The organism is Psychrobacillus lasiicapitis (genome assembly GCF_006861795.1).
Classification (GTDB): Bacteria; Bacillota; Bacilli; order Bacillales_A; family Planococcaceae; genus Psychrobacillus; species Psychrobacillus lasiicapitis.
The window spans coordinates 20,261-36,273 of record NZ_VDGH01000012.1; the positions used below are offsets into that span (position 1 = coordinate 20,261).

The 16,013-nt window shown below is 37.7% G+C and carries 17 protein-coding genes and 1 other annotated feature; of the genes, 3 read left to right on the forward strand and 14 right to left on the reverse strand.

From position 1 onward, the window contains the following. Positions 1–299: 299 nt before the first annotated feature. Positions 300–740 carry a hypothetical protein gene (locus FG382_RS18370; RefSeq protein WP_142540353.1) on the forward strand — a complete coding sequence of 147 codons (441 nt, stop codon included), beginning with the start codon at positions 300–302 and terminating at the stop codon, positions 738–740. Between the two features lie 631 nt (positions 741–1,371). Here FG382_RS18370 and FG382_RS18375 read toward each other — a convergent pair. The 6 genes from FG382_RS18375 to FG382_RS18400 all read right to left on the reverse strand — a co-directional run bounded on the left by FG382_RS18375 (position 1,372) and on the right by FG382_RS18400 (position 8,370). After that, positions 1,372–2,367 (reverse strand): ABC transporter ATP-binding protein, encoded by a 996-nt coding sequence (locus tag FG382_RS18375; RefSeq protein WP_142540354.1) that lies wholly within the window; start codon positions 2,365–2,367, stop codon positions 1,372–1,374. Continuing rightward, positions 2,367–3,386, reverse strand: coding sequence for an ABC transporter ATP-binding protein (locus tag FG382_RS18380; protein ID WP_142540355.1), 1,020 nt, complete (start codon positions 3,384–3,386; stop codon positions 2,367–2,369). Before FG382_RS18380 ends, FG382_RS18375 begins: the two co-directional genes overlap by 1 nt. Positions 3,387–3,419: 33 nt before the next feature. Next, positions 3,420–4,268 carry an ABC transporter permease gene (locus FG382_RS18385; protein ID WP_142540356.1) on the reverse strand — a complete coding sequence of 283 codons (849 nt, stop codon included), beginning with the start codon at positions 4,266–4,268 and terminating at the stop codon, positions 3,420–3,422. Positions 4,269–4,299: 31 nt separating this feature from the next. Beyond that, positions 4,300–5,244, reverse strand: a complete 945-nt coding sequence (locus tag FG382_RS18390) for an ABC transporter permease (RefSeq protein ID WP_142540357.1) — start codon at positions 5,242–5,244, stop codon at positions 4,300–4,302. A 410-nt stretch (positions 5,245–5,654) separates the two neighbouring features. Next, positions 5,655–7,268, reverse strand: coding sequence for an ABC transporter substrate-binding protein (locus FG382_RS18395; protein ID WP_170206579.1), 1,614 nt, complete (start codon positions 7,266–7,268; stop codon positions 5,655–5,657). A 244-nt stretch (positions 7,269–7,512) separates the two neighbouring features. Beyond that, a complete protein-coding gene (locus tag FG382_RS18400) occupies positions 7,513–8,370 on the reverse strand; it encodes an MBL fold metallo-hydrolase (RefSeq protein ID WP_142540359.1) in 858 nt (285 codons plus the stop codon). Between the two features lie 116 nt (positions 8,371–8,486). Then, positions 8,487–8,682 (forward strand) — a binding site (T-box leader). Positions 8,683–8,719: 37 nt separating this feature from the next. Between FG382_RS18400 and argS the strand changes: the two genes are divergently transcribed. After that, entirely contained in the window at positions 8,720–10,390 is a 1,671-nt protein-coding gene (gene argS, locus FG382_RS18405; RefSeq protein ID WP_373287577.1) for an arginine--tRNA ligase, read from the forward strand. An 80-nt stretch (positions 10,391–10,470) separates the two neighbouring features. Then, entirely contained in the window at positions 10,471–11,103 is a 633-nt protein-coding gene (locus FG382_RS18410) for a collagen-like triple helix repeat-containing protein (protein ID WP_142540361.1), read from the forward strand. 73 nt (positions 11,104–11,176) lie between these two features. Here FG382_RS18410 and FG382_RS18415 read toward each other — a convergent pair whose 3' ends face one another. The 8 genes from FG382_RS18415 to FG382_RS18450 are packed head-to-tail and all read right to left on the reverse strand — an operon-like array spanning position 11,177 to position 16,005. Further along, a complete protein-coding gene (locus FG382_RS18415) occupies positions 11,177–11,686 on the reverse strand; it encodes a flavin reductase family protein (protein ID WP_142540362.1) in 510 nt (169 codons plus the stop codon). 22 nt (positions 11,687–11,708) lie between these two features. Further along, a complete protein-coding gene (locus FG382_RS18420) occupies positions 11,709–12,308 on the reverse strand; it encodes a nitroreductase family protein (RefSeq protein ID WP_142540363.1) in 600 nt (199 codons plus the stop codon). Positions 12,309–12,331: 23 nt separating this feature from the next. Then, positions 12,332–12,838: a GNAT family N-acetyltransferase gene (locus FG382_RS18425; protein WP_142540364.1), complete on the reverse strand. Its 507-nt coding sequence runs from the start codon at positions 12,836–12,838 to the stop codon at positions 12,332–12,334. Between the two features lie 31 nt (positions 12,839–12,869). Then, a complete protein-coding gene (locus tag FG382_RS18430) occupies positions 12,870–13,379 on the reverse strand; it encodes a GNAT family N-acetyltransferase (RefSeq protein ID WP_142540365.1) in 510 nt (169 codons plus the stop codon). A gap of 23 nt (positions 13,380–13,402) precedes the next feature. After that, entirely contained in the window at positions 13,403–14,128 is a 726-nt protein-coding gene (locus tag FG382_RS18435) for an amino acid ABC transporter permease (protein ID WP_142540366.1), read from the reverse strand. A 21-nt stretch (positions 14,129–14,149) separates the two neighbouring features. Continuing rightward, complete coding sequence (locus FG382_RS18440; protein ID WP_142540367.1) at positions 14,150–14,854, reverse strand: amino acid ABC transporter permease; 705 nt, start codon at positions 14,852–14,854, stop codon at positions 14,150–14,152. 34 nt (positions 14,855–14,888) lie between these two features. Next, on the reverse strand, positions 14,889–15,695 hold the full coding sequence (locus FG382_RS18445) for a transporter substrate-binding domain-containing protein (protein ID WP_280525894.1): 807 nt from the start codon (positions 15,693–15,695) through the stop codon (positions 14,889–14,891). A 46-nt stretch (positions 15,696–15,741) separates the two neighbouring features. Beyond that, a complete protein-coding gene (locus FG382_RS18450) occupies positions 15,742–16,005 on the reverse strand; it encodes a glutaredoxin family protein (protein ID WP_142540369.1) in 264 nt (87 codons plus the stop codon). Positions 16,006–16,013 lie beyond the last annotated feature (8 nt).

A 16,013-nucleotide genomic window follows, 5' to 3' on the forward strand; every position in this document is an offset into this window, starting at 1 on the left:
TTAATAGTAGAACTCACTAGGAGGAGAGTAAAATTTATCTTCAGCATATAGGAAAAAAAGTAAAAGAGGCTCGATTATATAAGTCATTACCCAACAATAGTTAGCAGAAAAGTGTAATTTAATAATTTTTAAGGCTGAGTATTTTAGCTTTTAGAAGAATATGGTCTCGGAACACATTGAAGAAAAATGTTAAGCCTAGTCCATCATTACTCTATAGTACTAGTCAACCATTCAATTTAACTGTGTGAATTCTGTTATAATTAAGATAAGAATTTAGTTATTATAATGGAGGTCTAGAAATGGAAAATAACAAAATATCACTGATGGATGCTTATATGATTGAAACATTACGCAGTAGTGGAATATCTAATGAGGAAATGGTTGTCTTACTCGAGAAAAAGGATATTAGCGATTTGAAGCGGATAAATAAAAAATTTGATTTTAATAATCTATTAAATTTATATGAGCAAGATAAAGACACTTTTAAATCCGTCCTTCAAGATGGATACACGGTGAAGTTTTTAACGATGAACGGGCTTAAAAATCTTTTACAAATGAAGTTCGATAAAGTCGCTGAGAAAGACTATGAAATATCCGAAACGGGAATCCATCGTTTAGAAATAGAAACACAAAAATTTCCAGCCTTGCAGCAACTCCTATCTATAAACTGGCTCATTGAAGAGCAGACTGACACTAATATCGACCCTTCTATAAAAATAGTGAATATACAAATCGTTTAAGAAAAATAGTGCAAGCTCCTCTATCTGCCCCGATATGGCATATGAAAATGGTCAATTATATTGAGATGTGGCACATAATTGAGAAACTTGGCAGTAAGAAATAGCCACTGAGCCTTCGCACTTGCCGCACCTCGCATGAGCCAACTCGTACTTCGCCCGAGTGGGTCTCATGACTTCGGCTATGCGGCTTTGGCGTGCTACAGCCAAAAGCGTTCGATAAGATTGGCAATACATATTGCGAATAACCACTAAGTTATACATAATTGCTGGAAGAAATGGTTGCTTTCGTCGATCTGTTGATTTCTTACATTGAGTATTGGATTGCTCAAATTTCCTTAATGCGTAAATCTCTCCATTGAAATCCGATAAGTAAGCAATTGGAGCGAAAGAGCGGCGACTCCTGCCGGAATAGCTTGAGCTGAAGATCCTGGACTGAGAGGAGCGAAGGAAGCGGCTGAAGCCAAGCCGGCGGAAAGCGTCCGCCCTGTAGCGAAAATCCTAGCGGACACTTCACATTCAACTTACTACCGCACAGTTTTCCTATAATGATCTACAAATCAGTAAGCTTATAATTTTCTAAGCTACAAAAAAGACTCTATTTGAAAAGGTGATCCCCTTCAAATAGAGTCTTTTAGTTTTGTATCTGTTCCGCATGCTCAATCGGGAAAAAACATGCTACCGTATGAGTTCCATCCTCTTTCGTTTCTAATAATGGAACATTCTTTTTACAGTAATCTTGTGCCCTTGGGCATCTTGTATGAAATACGCAACCAGAAGGCGGATTGGCTGGAGAAGGTAAATCCCCTTTTAAAACAATTCGCTCTCTCTCCTTTTCTTTTACGGGATCAGGTAAAGGGATTGCCGATAATAACGCATTCGTATACGGATGTTGTGCATTCTGATAGAACGAATCATTATCCGACAACTCCATTACTTTCCCTAAATACATAACCCCAACGCGATCTGCCATATGTTTTATAACAGATAAATCATGCGCAATAAAAATATAGGTTAACCCTAACTCTTTCTGCAAATCTTCCAACAAGTTGATCACTTGGGCTTGGACGGATACATCGAGTGCACTAACTGGCTCGTCACATACTATCAATTTGGGTTCGAGCGCAATTGCGCGTGCAATTCCTATTCGCTGTCTTTGACCACCTGAAAATTCGTGTGGTAGTCGATGATAATACTCTGGTTTTAATCCAACAAGTTCCATTAGTTCTTGTACACGCTGTTTCACATTTTTTGTTGTCTTATATGCTTTTAGTGGAGCGGCAATTATGTCCCCTACTTGCATTCTTGGATTTAAACTAGAAAAAGGATCTTGAAATACCATTTGTATATTACGTCGAAGTTCATGCATTTGCTTTGCATTGTAATTTAAAATACTTTCTCCTTCGTAAAAAATATCTCCAGAGGTAGGTTTTAATAATCCTAAAATAGTTTTTGCTAATGTACTTTTTCCACATCCTGATTCCCCAACAATGCCCAGTGTTTCTCCTTTATTGACCGATAAGCTAACTCCGTTAACTGCCTTTACATAACCAGTTGTTTTTTGGAGCACTCCCTCCTTTATCGGGAAATGCATTTCCAAATCTTGAATCCGAAGCAATTCTTGTGACATTATAGAGGAACTCCTTTCGTTTCAAAATTCTCTAGTTGTAGCTTGCCTTCTTCAAATATTTTTTCAGATAAAATACAAGCCGCATAATGCCCTACTCCTCTTTCCGTCAGGCTCGGATCTATCTTTAAACAATCTGCGGTAGCAAATGGACATCTCGGATTGAAGTTACATCCTTCAGGTGGTGACACTAGATTTGGAGGCTGGCCTTGAATAGGTATTAAGCGTTCGCGTGAACTCGTATCAATTCTTGGCATCGAACGCAATAAAGACCACGTATAGGGCATCGCCGTATGATAAAAAATATCCTCTGTTTTTCCTTCTTCTACAATTCTTCCAGAATACATCACTACTATTTTGTCTGCTAATTGGGCCACTACCCCTAGGTCATGTGTAATTATGATAATAGCAGTACCGTATTTTTTTTGAATATCTTTCATTAAATCTAATATTTGAGCTTGGATTGTCACATCCAACGCTGTTGTTGGTTCGTCCGCAATTAGAATCTTCGGTTTTCCTGCTAAAGCAATCGCGATCATTACACGCTGTCTCATACCACCGGAAAGCTGATGTGGATAGTCATTCATGCGACGTTCTGGATCTGAAATTCCTACATCCTTTAATAACACAATCGCTTTCTTTTTTGCTTCAGCACGATTAATATTCTGATGTGTTCGAATGGCTTCCATTAGCTGAGTGCCTATTTTAAAAATAGGATTTAAACTAGACATTGGGTCTTGAAAGATCATCGCAATGTCATTCCCTCTTAGATTACGTAACTCTTTTTCCTTTAAATGGAGTAAATTCTTTCCTTCCAACAAAATTTCACCTTGTGGATAAAATGTAGGAGGAGAAGGATTTAGTTGCATTAAAGAAAGAGCTAAAACACTTTTTCCACTCCCTGATTCACCAACAATCCCGATTGTTTCTCCAGCTTTTAAAGAGAACGAAACATCATCGACAGCTTTTACTATACCTGCTGGTGTATCTATATAAGCTTTTAAATTTTTCACCTCAAGCATACTTTCTCCACTCCTCAAGTACGTAAAGTATGATTACGCATATTTCTGCTGGCTAACTTTCTTTCTTTTCTTCAATTGTTTTTTCGCATGTGGATCAAACGCATCTCTTATTCCATCCCCAAGCATATTCAACGCTAAAACTGTAAGGACAATTCCAAGCCCGGGGAATATAGAAAACCAAGGTGCCATCGAAATGTAAATTTGTGCTTCTTGAAGCATATTGCCCCAAGTCGGCGTTGTCGGATTTACCCCGATACCTAAGAAACTAAGCGCTGCTTCAGCGAGTATTGCCCTTGCAAAGGTAAACGTCCCCTGCACTATAATTGGAGACAATATATTAGGCAGTATATAAGTAGTTAAAATAACAAAATCACTTGCTCCTGTAGTTTTAGCAGCTTCGATATATTGCACATTTTTCACTTGAAGTACTGCAGCACGTACAATTCTTGTCATAATAGGCCAAAATGCAAATCCCAATGCTATAATTATATTCGCAACAGATCCTCCAAGAGCAGCAACTAGTGCCAATGCAAGTATTAACGCTGGGAATGCTAACATACCATCGACAATTCGCATTATGATTGAATCCGCTCTTTTATAATAACCTGCTATTAAACCTGTGAACGTTCCCAAAAATGTCGCTACTACCGCCACGACCGCACCAACAATCAAAGAAACCCTTGCGGCATATATAGTTCTTATAAATATATCCCTACCAAAGTGATCGGTACCAAACCAATGTTCACTCGATGGGCTGAGTAAACGAAGAGTTGGATCGATAAAAGAAGGAGATGTTTGACTCCATAATGATGCCGTAATCGTTGCGATCGTTATTAGAAGAAGTATGCCAATTGACAATAAGTTTCTTTTTCGCTTCAGCATGTATAATCCCCCTTTCCAATTTTTTCAGACATTAATCATACCGAATTCTCGGATCCAAAAATGTATATAGTAGATCAACCAACAAGTTAACTATTACATATACAACCGCGATAAATAAGATAACGCCTTGAATGATCGGATAATCTCGTCTATAAATAGAGTCGACTAATAATTGGCCCATTCCTGGTATCGTAAACATCGTTTCAATGATAACTGTACCTCCAAGTAAGCCTGCGACCATTGCGCCAATTACCGTCGTCGTCGGTATGAGTGCATTGGAAAAAACATGCTTCATCAACACGATGCTTTCTTTCACGCCTTTTGCACGAGCAGTTCTAATATAATCCTGGTTTACCGACTCAAGCATGCCGTCCCTAAGCATCCTTGCTACTAAACCAATTTCAACAGCAGCCAGTACAAATGAAGGTAATATCAAATGATACAGCCACTGGAATATTCCATCTGCCATTGGGATGTAACCTGCTACAGGGAACAACGGAATAGAAACCGCAAACCCAAGTACTAATAGCATCGCAAACCAAAACTCTGGAATAGAAACCCCTAGAAGAGAGATAGATATAAATAACGGATCTATTAAGGTATTTCGTTTCCAAACTGCAGCTATAGCGATTGGAATCGAAATTACTAGAATCATAATTATAGATACAATCGTAATACTAAATGTTGGACCAAGCCTTCCTAAAATAATATCTAATACAGGCTCGGACGAATAAACAGATTGGCCAAAGTCACCTGTCACAATATCCTTAACCCAGTTAACATATTGCATAACTATTGGTTGATCCAATCCTAATTGCTCTTCCAGCTGCTTAATGCTTTCTTCTGAAGCATCTTCCCCTAAAATTAGATGGGCAGGATTTCCTGGTGTTAAATGGATAATCATAAACACAATAATACTCACGATGCACATTACTGGTATCAATGAAAACAATCTTCTAATCGTGTATTGTAGCAATTCCCTCTCACCTCACAAGCAACTTTTTATCCCGCATTAACGGGCAGTAAGACTACCACTTCAATATTTAAGAAAAGCGAAAAGATAAGTGGCAGATCATCTGCTGGCATGCGCCCGACTGAATGATCCCAGACTAAGTACGCAACATCGTGTTATCGTGTTGCTCCTGCGCAAAGCTCGTCGCAAAATAAAAGAGCGTTTGCAACGTCTGTGTGACCCACATCGTGTGGGATACAACTAACAATCAGTGCGGGAAAGCGGACTAAAAGCGTGACGTCCATGTCACAACGTCCACACTAGCAGGTCCTGCGCGTCGGAAACCCCTACTGATTGAAGTTTCACCTTATATAAAAGCAATAAAGGAAAGCTTGTCAGAAATAGTACCCAACAAGCTTATCCTTTCAACTAAACTATTCAGCTTTCCAAGTATTCCAGAATCGTTGACCTAACCAGTTTTCATAGTTTTTAATTTTGTTTGTTTTAATATCTAGTGTAGTTAGATTAGCAATTTTAATAAATGGAAGCTCATCGTTAACAGTTTGGTTCATTTCCGTTAGGATTTCTTTTTGTTGTTCTTCTGTCTCAGCTTCTCCCCACTGAGCAATTAAGTCAGACCAACGTGGACTCTCATACCAACCACTACTTTGTATGTTTGGTACAAGCATCCCTAATTCGTTTGGAGAGAAACGAGTAGACCATCCAATAACTACTAAATCCCAGTTTGCAGGATCGCCCCATTTTTCAAGATACGTTGCCCATTCATAAGAAATAAGCTCTACTTTGAAACCAACCTCTTCTAGTTGCTGTTTAGCCACTTGTGCGATTTTATTGTATTCTTCCGAGTTGCTAGAATACACTACTTTTAATGTTTCCCCATTGTAGCTCGATTCCTCTAACAGTTTTTTCGCAAGCTCTTTGTCATATGCCAAGTAGTCATCCGAGCCTTTATCTGAATATAGTTCTACTTGTTTAGGAACGAAAAGTGCTCCATCTAATTGATAAAACTCTTCGGAGCCATAGGTTGCTTCTGCAATAACTTTTTTATCTAAAGCATGATTTAAAGCTTGGCGTACTTTAATATCATTAAAAGGAGCTTCTGATTTGTCTGGTGTAATGGTCGAATAGCCATTCATATAAGTTACAGGATCAACATTCGGTGTACTTGCAACTACCTCATTTAAATCTGTAGGAATGGATTGGCCATAATCATACAAACCAGTTTTCAATCCGTTTAGGATTACTTGCGGATCTTTTACAATCATAAATTTAATTTCATTGAAATAAGCGGTTTTCTTACCTGTTAAGCCGCCCCAGTCTTCCTCTTCACGTGCGGAGTAATCAGCAAACTTTTTCACGACGATTTCTTGACCTCTATCCCACTTCTCAAATGCGTAAGGACCATTTCCGATTAAATGCTCTGGTTTCAAGGGTTGCTCACCAGCTGCTTCCGCAACCTTAGCTGGAATAATCATAAGTGCGGATTTTGGTGCAGCAAAATCTGCTAGTAAAGAGTTATATGGTTCTAAAAGCTTTACTTGGACTTCATTTTCTGAAGTGGCAGTAACCGACTCGATGTGAGTAAACGTTGTTTTACCAACTGACGATATTTTTCCCCAACGTTCAATAGAAGCAACTACATCTTCTGCAGTAAGTACTGAACCATCGTGGAATTTAACACCTTCACGTACTTTTATCGTATAAAGCGTTCTGTCTTCATTCACCTCATAGCTCTCTGCTAACATCGGTTGGATAGCAAAATCGTTATCCAATGCAAATAGCATCTCGAAAATATGCCATGCTACGTCTCTTGTTGGTGATGCTCCAGTATAACTCCAATCGAGTGTATCCGGATCTGATGCATAAGCAACTTTTAGCGTTTCGCTAACTACTGGTTCTCCTGCATCCTCTTCTTCATTTCCTGTATTACTTGTATTAGCTTCATTATTCGAGCATGCTGCTAATCCCATTATTAATAGTATTCCTACAATCGCCATCATCCATTTATTTCTCTTAATAGATTGCATGATTGTCCTCCTTGCAATATGTTTTATCATTGGCAGCTTTATGTAGTCTAAATTATTTATTCAAACAATTTAATTCCTACAAAACCGATAAGAATATAATGCACTAAACCGATAGAATATTCAATAGATAAATTAATAATCATAATATTCTGTTTTTAATCCTTATATTTTTATATCTACATACATAAAAAAACGTTTAGGTGGCGTGATTTCCTCACACCCGCTAAACGTTTTTGATTATTTTTTATTGATTGGATCCATCTACATATTTTCCGTAATCAGGAATAGCGATTTTTTCAAAATCTGTCACCAAGAGCCTTAAGTTACTCGTTAACAAATCACCGGACATTGGTAATCCATGGCCCGTAACTGCAATTTTTGGTTTTAATTCTGCTAATTTCTCCACCGACTCTCTAGCTGCTACCCAATCGGTAGTAAGGTATCTCGGTGGTCCACTAATTTCCTGCTCCTGTGTTAGCACTTTATATAAGTATTCTTGTTTCACCGTGACAAACGCATCACCAGCTATCAAGAGTCCATCTCTTTCTCTATAAAATGAGACATGTCCTGGAGAATGACCAGGGGTATGAATCCATCTAAAATCAGGCATATGCGGTATTGTTCCATCGGAAGGCAACTCTTTTATGTTATTTCCTAAATTTATTGGATCAATAGGAAACATAGGGGACATTTTAGCAACCATACCACCTTCGACAGTGGGATCTGGCTTAGGATAGCTTTCTTTTCCTGTTAAGAAAGGCAATTCCAATGGATGTGCATAAACTGGAACTTCCCACTTGTTCACTAACTCAATAATGCCACCTACATGATCAAAATGGCCGTGCGTTAAAATAATAGCACTCGGTTTACTACCTGCTCCAACACGTTCCTCAACCGCAGAAATAATATTTTCTGCTGAGTGTGGCATACCAGCATCTACCAGCACAAACTCACTAGAACCAGGCTTTCCGACTAAACAAATATTGACGATTTGTACTGTATGACAATAGATATCTGGTAGAACTTCTATTCCTATTCCACTTGCAATCGATGTTGCTGGAATAAATTTATAATCATCACCATATGAAATATTAGAATCCATAAGTTCCCTCTTTTCATTTTAATCATTGTTAGCTTTTCCCTGCCAAGTAAATCTATACCCTATAGCATTTTTTCAAAACAATTTGACTTTTCATCTTCTATTTGGTAATTTTAAATACAATATCTGAGAAGAAGAGAGTAACAATTTCGGATTAAGTAGCGAGCTGGGGATGGTGAGAGCCTAGTTAAGAAGAGTTGTGAACCGCACTTTGGAGATGCTTCTTTAGAGAAGCCGGAGACTCACCGTTATAGAGAAAGTGGCCAAAATAGGCAAATTGAGTGGTACCGCGGAAGTTAAGCTTTCGTCTCATTATTATGATGAGACGAGGGCTTTTTTTAGTTTAGGAGGAATTCAATTGAAAAAAGAAATAGTCAGCATTCTTCAGCGTTTTACAACAGAAACAATCGATGACAGTATGATTGAAATCCCTGTGTATACTCATTTAGGGGATTATGCATTACCGTGTTTCCCTTTTGCTAAAAAGCTTAGACAATCTCCTATCCTTATTGCACAGGAGCTTGCGGCAATTATTCAAGATGAAAGCATCGAAAAAACCGAAGCAGTAAATGGGTATGTAAACATTTTTATGAAAAGAAAGTCATTTGCCCTTTCCTTATTAACGACCCTTCAAAAGCAAGGAAAACAATATGGATCTTCCAATGTAGGTGCTGGAGGAATTGTTTCAATTGATATGTCCTCCCCTAATATTGCAAAACCATTTTCTATGGGACATTTAAGATCTACAGTCATTGGAAATTCTATTGCATTATTACATGAAAAAAGTGGCTATCAACCTGTCAAAATCAATCATCTTGGCGATTGGGGTACCCAATTTGGGAAGCTGTTAGTAGCTTATCGATTATGGGGAAGTGAAAAGAAAGTACGAGAAGCTCCTATCGAAACGCTATTAGCTCTTTATGTTCGCTTTCATGAAGAAGCTAAAATAGATGACTCCTTAAATGACAAAGGCAGAGCAGCATTTAAATCGTTAGAAGATGGTGATACGGAAGCATTAGCACTTTGGGAATGGTTTCGAACCGAATCTCTTAAAGAATTCCAAAGAATATATGACTTACTCGGTGTATCCTATGATTCTTTCCAAGGGGAAGCTTATTATAACGACAAAATGGATTCAATTGTGGAAGAGCTACATGAAAGAAATCTGTTAGTGGCATCAGATGGTGCTCTAGTAGTAGATGTCGGGGAACATTTACCCCCTTGCCTGATCAAGAAATCCGATGGTGCCACTTTATATGCGACAAGAGATATTACAGCCGCTATTCATCGGAAGCATACTTATCACTTCGTCAAGTCATTATATGTAGTAGGAAATGAGCAAAGCTTACACTTCGAACAGTTAAAAATCGTATTAAATAAAATGGGATATGCATGGTCAGATGCTATTCAACATATACCTTTTGGTCTAATCCTAAAGGATGGGAAAAAATTATCAACGCGCAAAGGTAAAATCATTTTACTGGAAGAAGTGTTGAAAGAAGCAATTCTCTTGGCCGAAAAAACAATCGAAGAAAAAAACCCTCAATTAATCAATAAAAAAGAAGTAGCAAAATCAGTAGGCGTCGGCGCTGTGATTTTCAGTGATTTAAAACAACACCGAAAGCATGATATCGAATTCGACTTAAAGAAAATGCTCCAAACAGAAGGAGAAACCGGACCTTATGTTCAATATACGTTCGCAAGAGCATGTTCCATTTTAAGAAAGGCACCTGCTCAAATCGCTTTTGAAGTAAAGGATGTAAATGATTACGAATGGGAGCTCATTAAGGCCCTTAAACAGTTCCCATCGGTTGTTTTACGAGCTACAGCTGAATACGATCCATCCATACTGGCAAAGTATGCCGTGCATTTAGCGCAATCCTTTAATTCTTTTTATGGTAATGTGCAAATCATGAACGATTCCAAGCATTTATCGTATCGTATCGGGCTCGTTCAATCTGTTGTAATTGTATTAGAAGAATCATTAAGACTACTCGGTATAAAAGCCCCTACGGAAATGTAATATACCCAAAAGCTACTGTCGAAAGTCCAATTCCCCTCCTCTTTTATGAATAAGTTAATCAATAGGGGAGGTGAAATTAATTGGATAATAATCAGCCATGTAGTAAATGTGGTAAAGTTCATAATAATAGAGGCAGAAGAGGTCCAATGGGTCCCGAAGGTCCTCGAGGAATCCAAGGTCCCGCTGGCGATCGGGGTGAAAGAGGGCCACGAGGGTTTATGGGATTGGAAGGTCCTATAGGGAAAACAGGTGCTCAAGGACCTCCAGGTAAAGACGGATCCCCAGGCGGAATTGCTGATTTTGCTTACATTTATAACATTGGTGAACAACGTATTCATCAAGAAGAGGATATTTCCTTCGATTCAAACGGCCTTTTAACACAAGGGATTTCACATACTGCCGGAGAGTCTAAAATTACGATTAAAAATAGTGGGATATACGAAATTATCTACCATGTTACTGGCAAACAATCGAATCAGTTAACGTTATTTGCTAACGGGATCGAAGCAACCAATACGACCTTTGGTACAGAGGACGGAAATGCACCCAATATAGGTATTCAAATCCTTCAATTAGAGGATAATACGGAGCTAACCCTTAGAAATCATACATCTACTCCTAGCCATCTCGATTTACCGGGAATCGCTGGAGGCACCCAAAATAACGTCAACGCTGCGTTGACGATTAAAAAGCTTTCTACTAAGTATTATTAATATAGACTAATTCAAACAAAAAACATCTTGCCTTAATTTCATTCGGCAGGATGTTTTTTAATAGAAACCATTATTATTTATAAAAGCTGTCAGGTATCGCTCCGAACTTTCTTTTATGATAAAGCAGTGGTTTTTTATCTTCATTATGAATATGGATAACTTCCCCAATAAAAATGATGTGGTCTCCGGCATCAATTTGCTTCGCAGTTTTGCATTCCAATTGGGCAAGTGATCCAGACAACACAGGTAATTGTCTTGACGATTCTTCCCATTCACACTTACTAAAACGATCTTCTACCTTTGAAGCAAACAAACTACAAATATCCGCTTGATCGTCAGCCAAAATATTTACCGTAAATTTTTCCGCTTCTATAAATACAGGATAGGAACCCGACTTTTTATCAATAGACCATAATATAAGTAAAGGATCTAAAGAAACAGAAGCGAAAGAATTGACTGTTAATCCTACTGGATTATTTGATTGATCGAAAGTCGTTACAACTGTTACACCAGTCGGATAATTTCCTAAAGCTTTTTTGAATTCATCTTGTCCAGTACCTACGTTAACATTTACACTTACCATTAAAGTACACTCCCATTCTTGTTTACTTTACAATAACAACGCGATGTTCCACCGGTTCTATTAGTTTTTCTTTCGGGGAAGAAATAGGATTGCCGAATGGCAGCTGGGCAATAAGTTCCCATTTTTCTTGGATACCCCAAGATTTTTTCACTTCTTTTGATAGTGTTGGATAGATGTGTTGCAAGCTCGCTCCAAACCCTTCTTGTTCAAGTGCCGTCCAAACTACATACTGTAGCATGCCAGATGCTTGGTGAGACCAAACAGGAAAATGATCCTCTACACTTGCAAATTTCTTTTGGAATGATTCGACAACGGAATAATCTTCAAAAAACAGCACTGTACCATAGCCGCTAGCAAAACCATCGAATCGACTTTGTGTAGAAGCAATCTTTTCCTCAGCAAGCCCCTCTTTCACTGATTCAAATGCTAGTTTCCAAAACTTTTTATGTTGATCACCCAATAGCACAACAATCCTACCTGTTTGGGAATTGAATGCAGTAGGTGTGTGCTTTACTACTAAACTTATAATATCTTGAATTCTTTCATCTGAAATTATTTTTTCATCATTAATACCATAAATTGAGCGTCTACTTTGAACAGCAGAATAAAAACTTTTGGTCATTTGGAATACGCCCCTTTCTTTCCTCATAATTCTAGTCGGAAGCATTTTACATGCACATCCGCGTTTTGAAATTCTTTGGATTCATCTCGCTTAAAACCAAGATGTTCATACAATCGAATTGCTTGAGTCATGTTCTCACCTGAATGTAAATATAGATAGCTAGCCCCTTTTTCCTTGGCATAGCTGGCACTTTCCTTTAACAATGCCTTCGCTATTCCTTTTCCTCTTGCTTTTGGACTAACCGCAAGTAGCCTTACAATTGGATCTACTATACCAAGCTCCGGTCTTTGATAAGCTGCTTCTGAGTTCGTAAATAATTGTAATGTCCCTAAAAATTCCCCTTCACTTTTCGCTACCAATACTTTATCTATAGAAGGATTATCTAGTGAACGTTTAATGCTCTCCAAATACGCCTGCCAAACAGCTGTACTAAAATCATTTTTATATTGTCCATAACTTTCTACCAATAATTCCACTACTGCCTCTTTGTCGGCCACCTTTAATGTATCGATTGTCATTACACTTGCCATACAATTCCTCCTAAAATGAGACTCTAAAAAACTAAATGTCCAATCGATAGCATTTCACTACAAAATTCAATTTATTAAACTCTTTCGATATATCTCGTTTAAAACCTAGATGTTCATATAAGCGGATAGCTTTGGACATTTTATCACTTGTATGTAAATAGATGTGATTAGCACCTATGTCTCGTGCATAGCTGATACTCTCCTTGATTAATGCCTGAGCAATGCCCTTTCCTCTTGCAGCTGGGCTAACAGCAAGCATACGAATGATAGGCGAGTCTATTTCTAATTCAGGTTTGTTATAAGCAGTTGCCGAGTTAGTAAATAACTGTAGTGTCCCCAAAATCTCTTCCCCATCTTTAGCAACTAAAATTTTTTCTACTTTCGGGTTTTTTACAGAATTAGTCAAATCATACGCATAATCTAACCAATTTTGTATGTTTGCATATGAATCTTTGTATTGGGAATAGCTTTCTACTAGTAAACGACCGACTGCTTCTTTTTCAGTTTCCTGCACTACATCAATTGTTAGCACACTTGTCATAGCAAAACCTCCATCTGTTTGTTTTAATCTCGGGCTAAACTACCTACCCCACCCTTACTATATTGCTGTACTCTTTTTTCAACTAAATAATAAATACCTTCCATAATGATCGAGATGCCCCAATAGATTAATCCTGCAGCTATAAATGATTCTAAAAACTTTAAATTAGACGATGCTACGATATTAGCCATTCCGGTTAACTCCTTTTGAGAAACAAGAAAGGCAATAGAAGTTGTATGTAAAAATCCTACCGAGAGATTAGTAAAGTTTGGAATCGACTTAGCTAAAGCCTGTGGTAGTAAAATACGCCCCATAGCTTGAGGAGTACTCATACCAATGGAGTAAGCTGCTTCCATTTGACCTTTTGCAACGCTAGAAATACCCGAGCGAATAATTTCCGATAAATACGACCCTGCCGTAAGAGATAGTGCAAATATTACATACAAGTAAATTGGTATTTTGTTTGTCTCAAATGGTAGGTTTAAAGAGTTAATCATACTATCTAGTACCATCGGAATACCAAAGTATATTAGCATAATATGCATAATCGCTGGTGTTCCCCGGAAAAAAGATACATACCCATTAGCAATTGAATATAACCCCTTCACTTTGTACTCCCGTATTAATGTTACTGCCAAACCTATAAAGAAACCTATAACTACCGGAATAACAGCTAGCATTAATGTTAGTGGAATAGCTTTCGCAATTTCTTTAAATGCCACCCAAATAAACGGAATATCAATTACCACGAATACATACCTCCCACACCATCAGGCAACTGAAGTATCTGTTCCCTGATATCGATTTGCATACTTTTCAAATACTTTAAATCCTTTTTCTAGTATTAATACAACCCCATAATACACGACAGATAGTGCGATATAAACCTCTAAAGCATGGGCAGTTGCAGCGATGATTGTTTCTCCTCTTCCCATCATATCCATTACTCCAATCGTAAAAGCTAATGAAGTATCCTTCAATGAACCAATGACTGTATTTGCGATATTCGGAAAAGCAACTCGAATGGCCTGTGGGAATACAATACGTGTAAAGTTTTGAAAAGGAGTCATCCCAATCGAATAGGCCGCTTCCGTTTGTCCAAACTCTACCGCAGAAATCGCTCCTCGGAAAATCTCTGCAAATATAGCACCATTGCTCAATGAGTAGGTGATGACCACAAAGTATAGTGCATCCATTCTAGAAATATCAATATTTATAATGGATAATACAGCAGGTAGCCCGTAAAAAACTAAAAATAACTGAATGATAATCGGTGTTCCTCTTATAAACGATATATAAATCGTTACTAGTTGTTTTACTATTGGAATATGGAACAACTTTGGTATCGCTGCTGCTATACCAATAATTGTTCCTAAGAAAATAGATGCTACTAAAATCTCTAATGTTACACCAAGATATTTAACTAATGTTGGAATAAACTCCAAAATCAAAGAAGGATCAAATACTTTTCCCATACATTCTGCTCCCTTCCCTCTACCGGAGAAGGATTTAGAATTCTACCGAATAATCCGCTCCAAGCCATTCATTACTTAATGCACTTACCGTTCCATCCTCTTTCAATTCAGTTAATGCTTCATCAATACGTTTTTGAAGTGTTGTATTTCCTTTTTGTAATAAAAAGTAAACATTTGAGTTAAGTAAAGTGTCCCCTACAACTTTCTGTTGTGCATCTGATTGTTCATTTAAAAAGTCTGCCGCAAATGGCGTTGAAATGGTTGCATCTACCCGTCCGGTACGAAGTTGATTAACGATGTCAGACGAACTGGAAGTATAAATAATCTCCGCACCAAGATTGTTTTCCTTATTGTATTTTTCGATATATACCGCTGCGTTACTAGTAGCCGTAGTTGCTATCTTTTTCCCTGCTAAATCATCGATAGATTGGATGCTTCCATTATCTTGATGAACAGTTACTTTTAACGGGAAAACATTATAAGGCACTTCATTAAACAAGAACTTCTCTTGACGTTCTTCGTTCACTTCCATTTGATGGGCAATGAAATCAATCTTATTTGTTTCTAAGCTCAGCAATAAGTTAGAGAAATCCATCGTTTTAAATTCAAATTCATATTCTTCTAATTTCTCATCGATCGCACGTACCAATTCCACATCATAACCAGTTAGATTACCTTCTTCATCTAGGAAACAAATATTAGGAAATTGCGTACCAGTACCGACAATAATCTTTTGTACATCTGATTTGCCATCTGAAGTTTTAGAACTTGCTTCATTAGAAGAACATGCGCCTAGTAAAGCGACTGCTAGGAGTAATAAAAGTGTTAATACTTTTTTCAAGTTATATCCTCTTTTCATATCAGTTTAGTAGGTTTTATATAAAAAATTAAACATGAGCTGGTTCTAAAGCCGCCTTTAAGTGCTCTAAGCCAACTTCTGTTACAGCTTTGTAGGTATTTCCTTCCCCAATTTCAACAACAGGCACATAACGAACACCATATTTAGTTTCTAAAATATCCCGCAACTCATCGTGATTCGTAACATCTATTGTTTTATAAGCAATATTTTGCTCAGCTAAGTATTCCTTCACTTCGTTACAATAACTACATCCTTCTTTTGACCACACAACTACCGATATATTTTTTGCCATATTTTCCC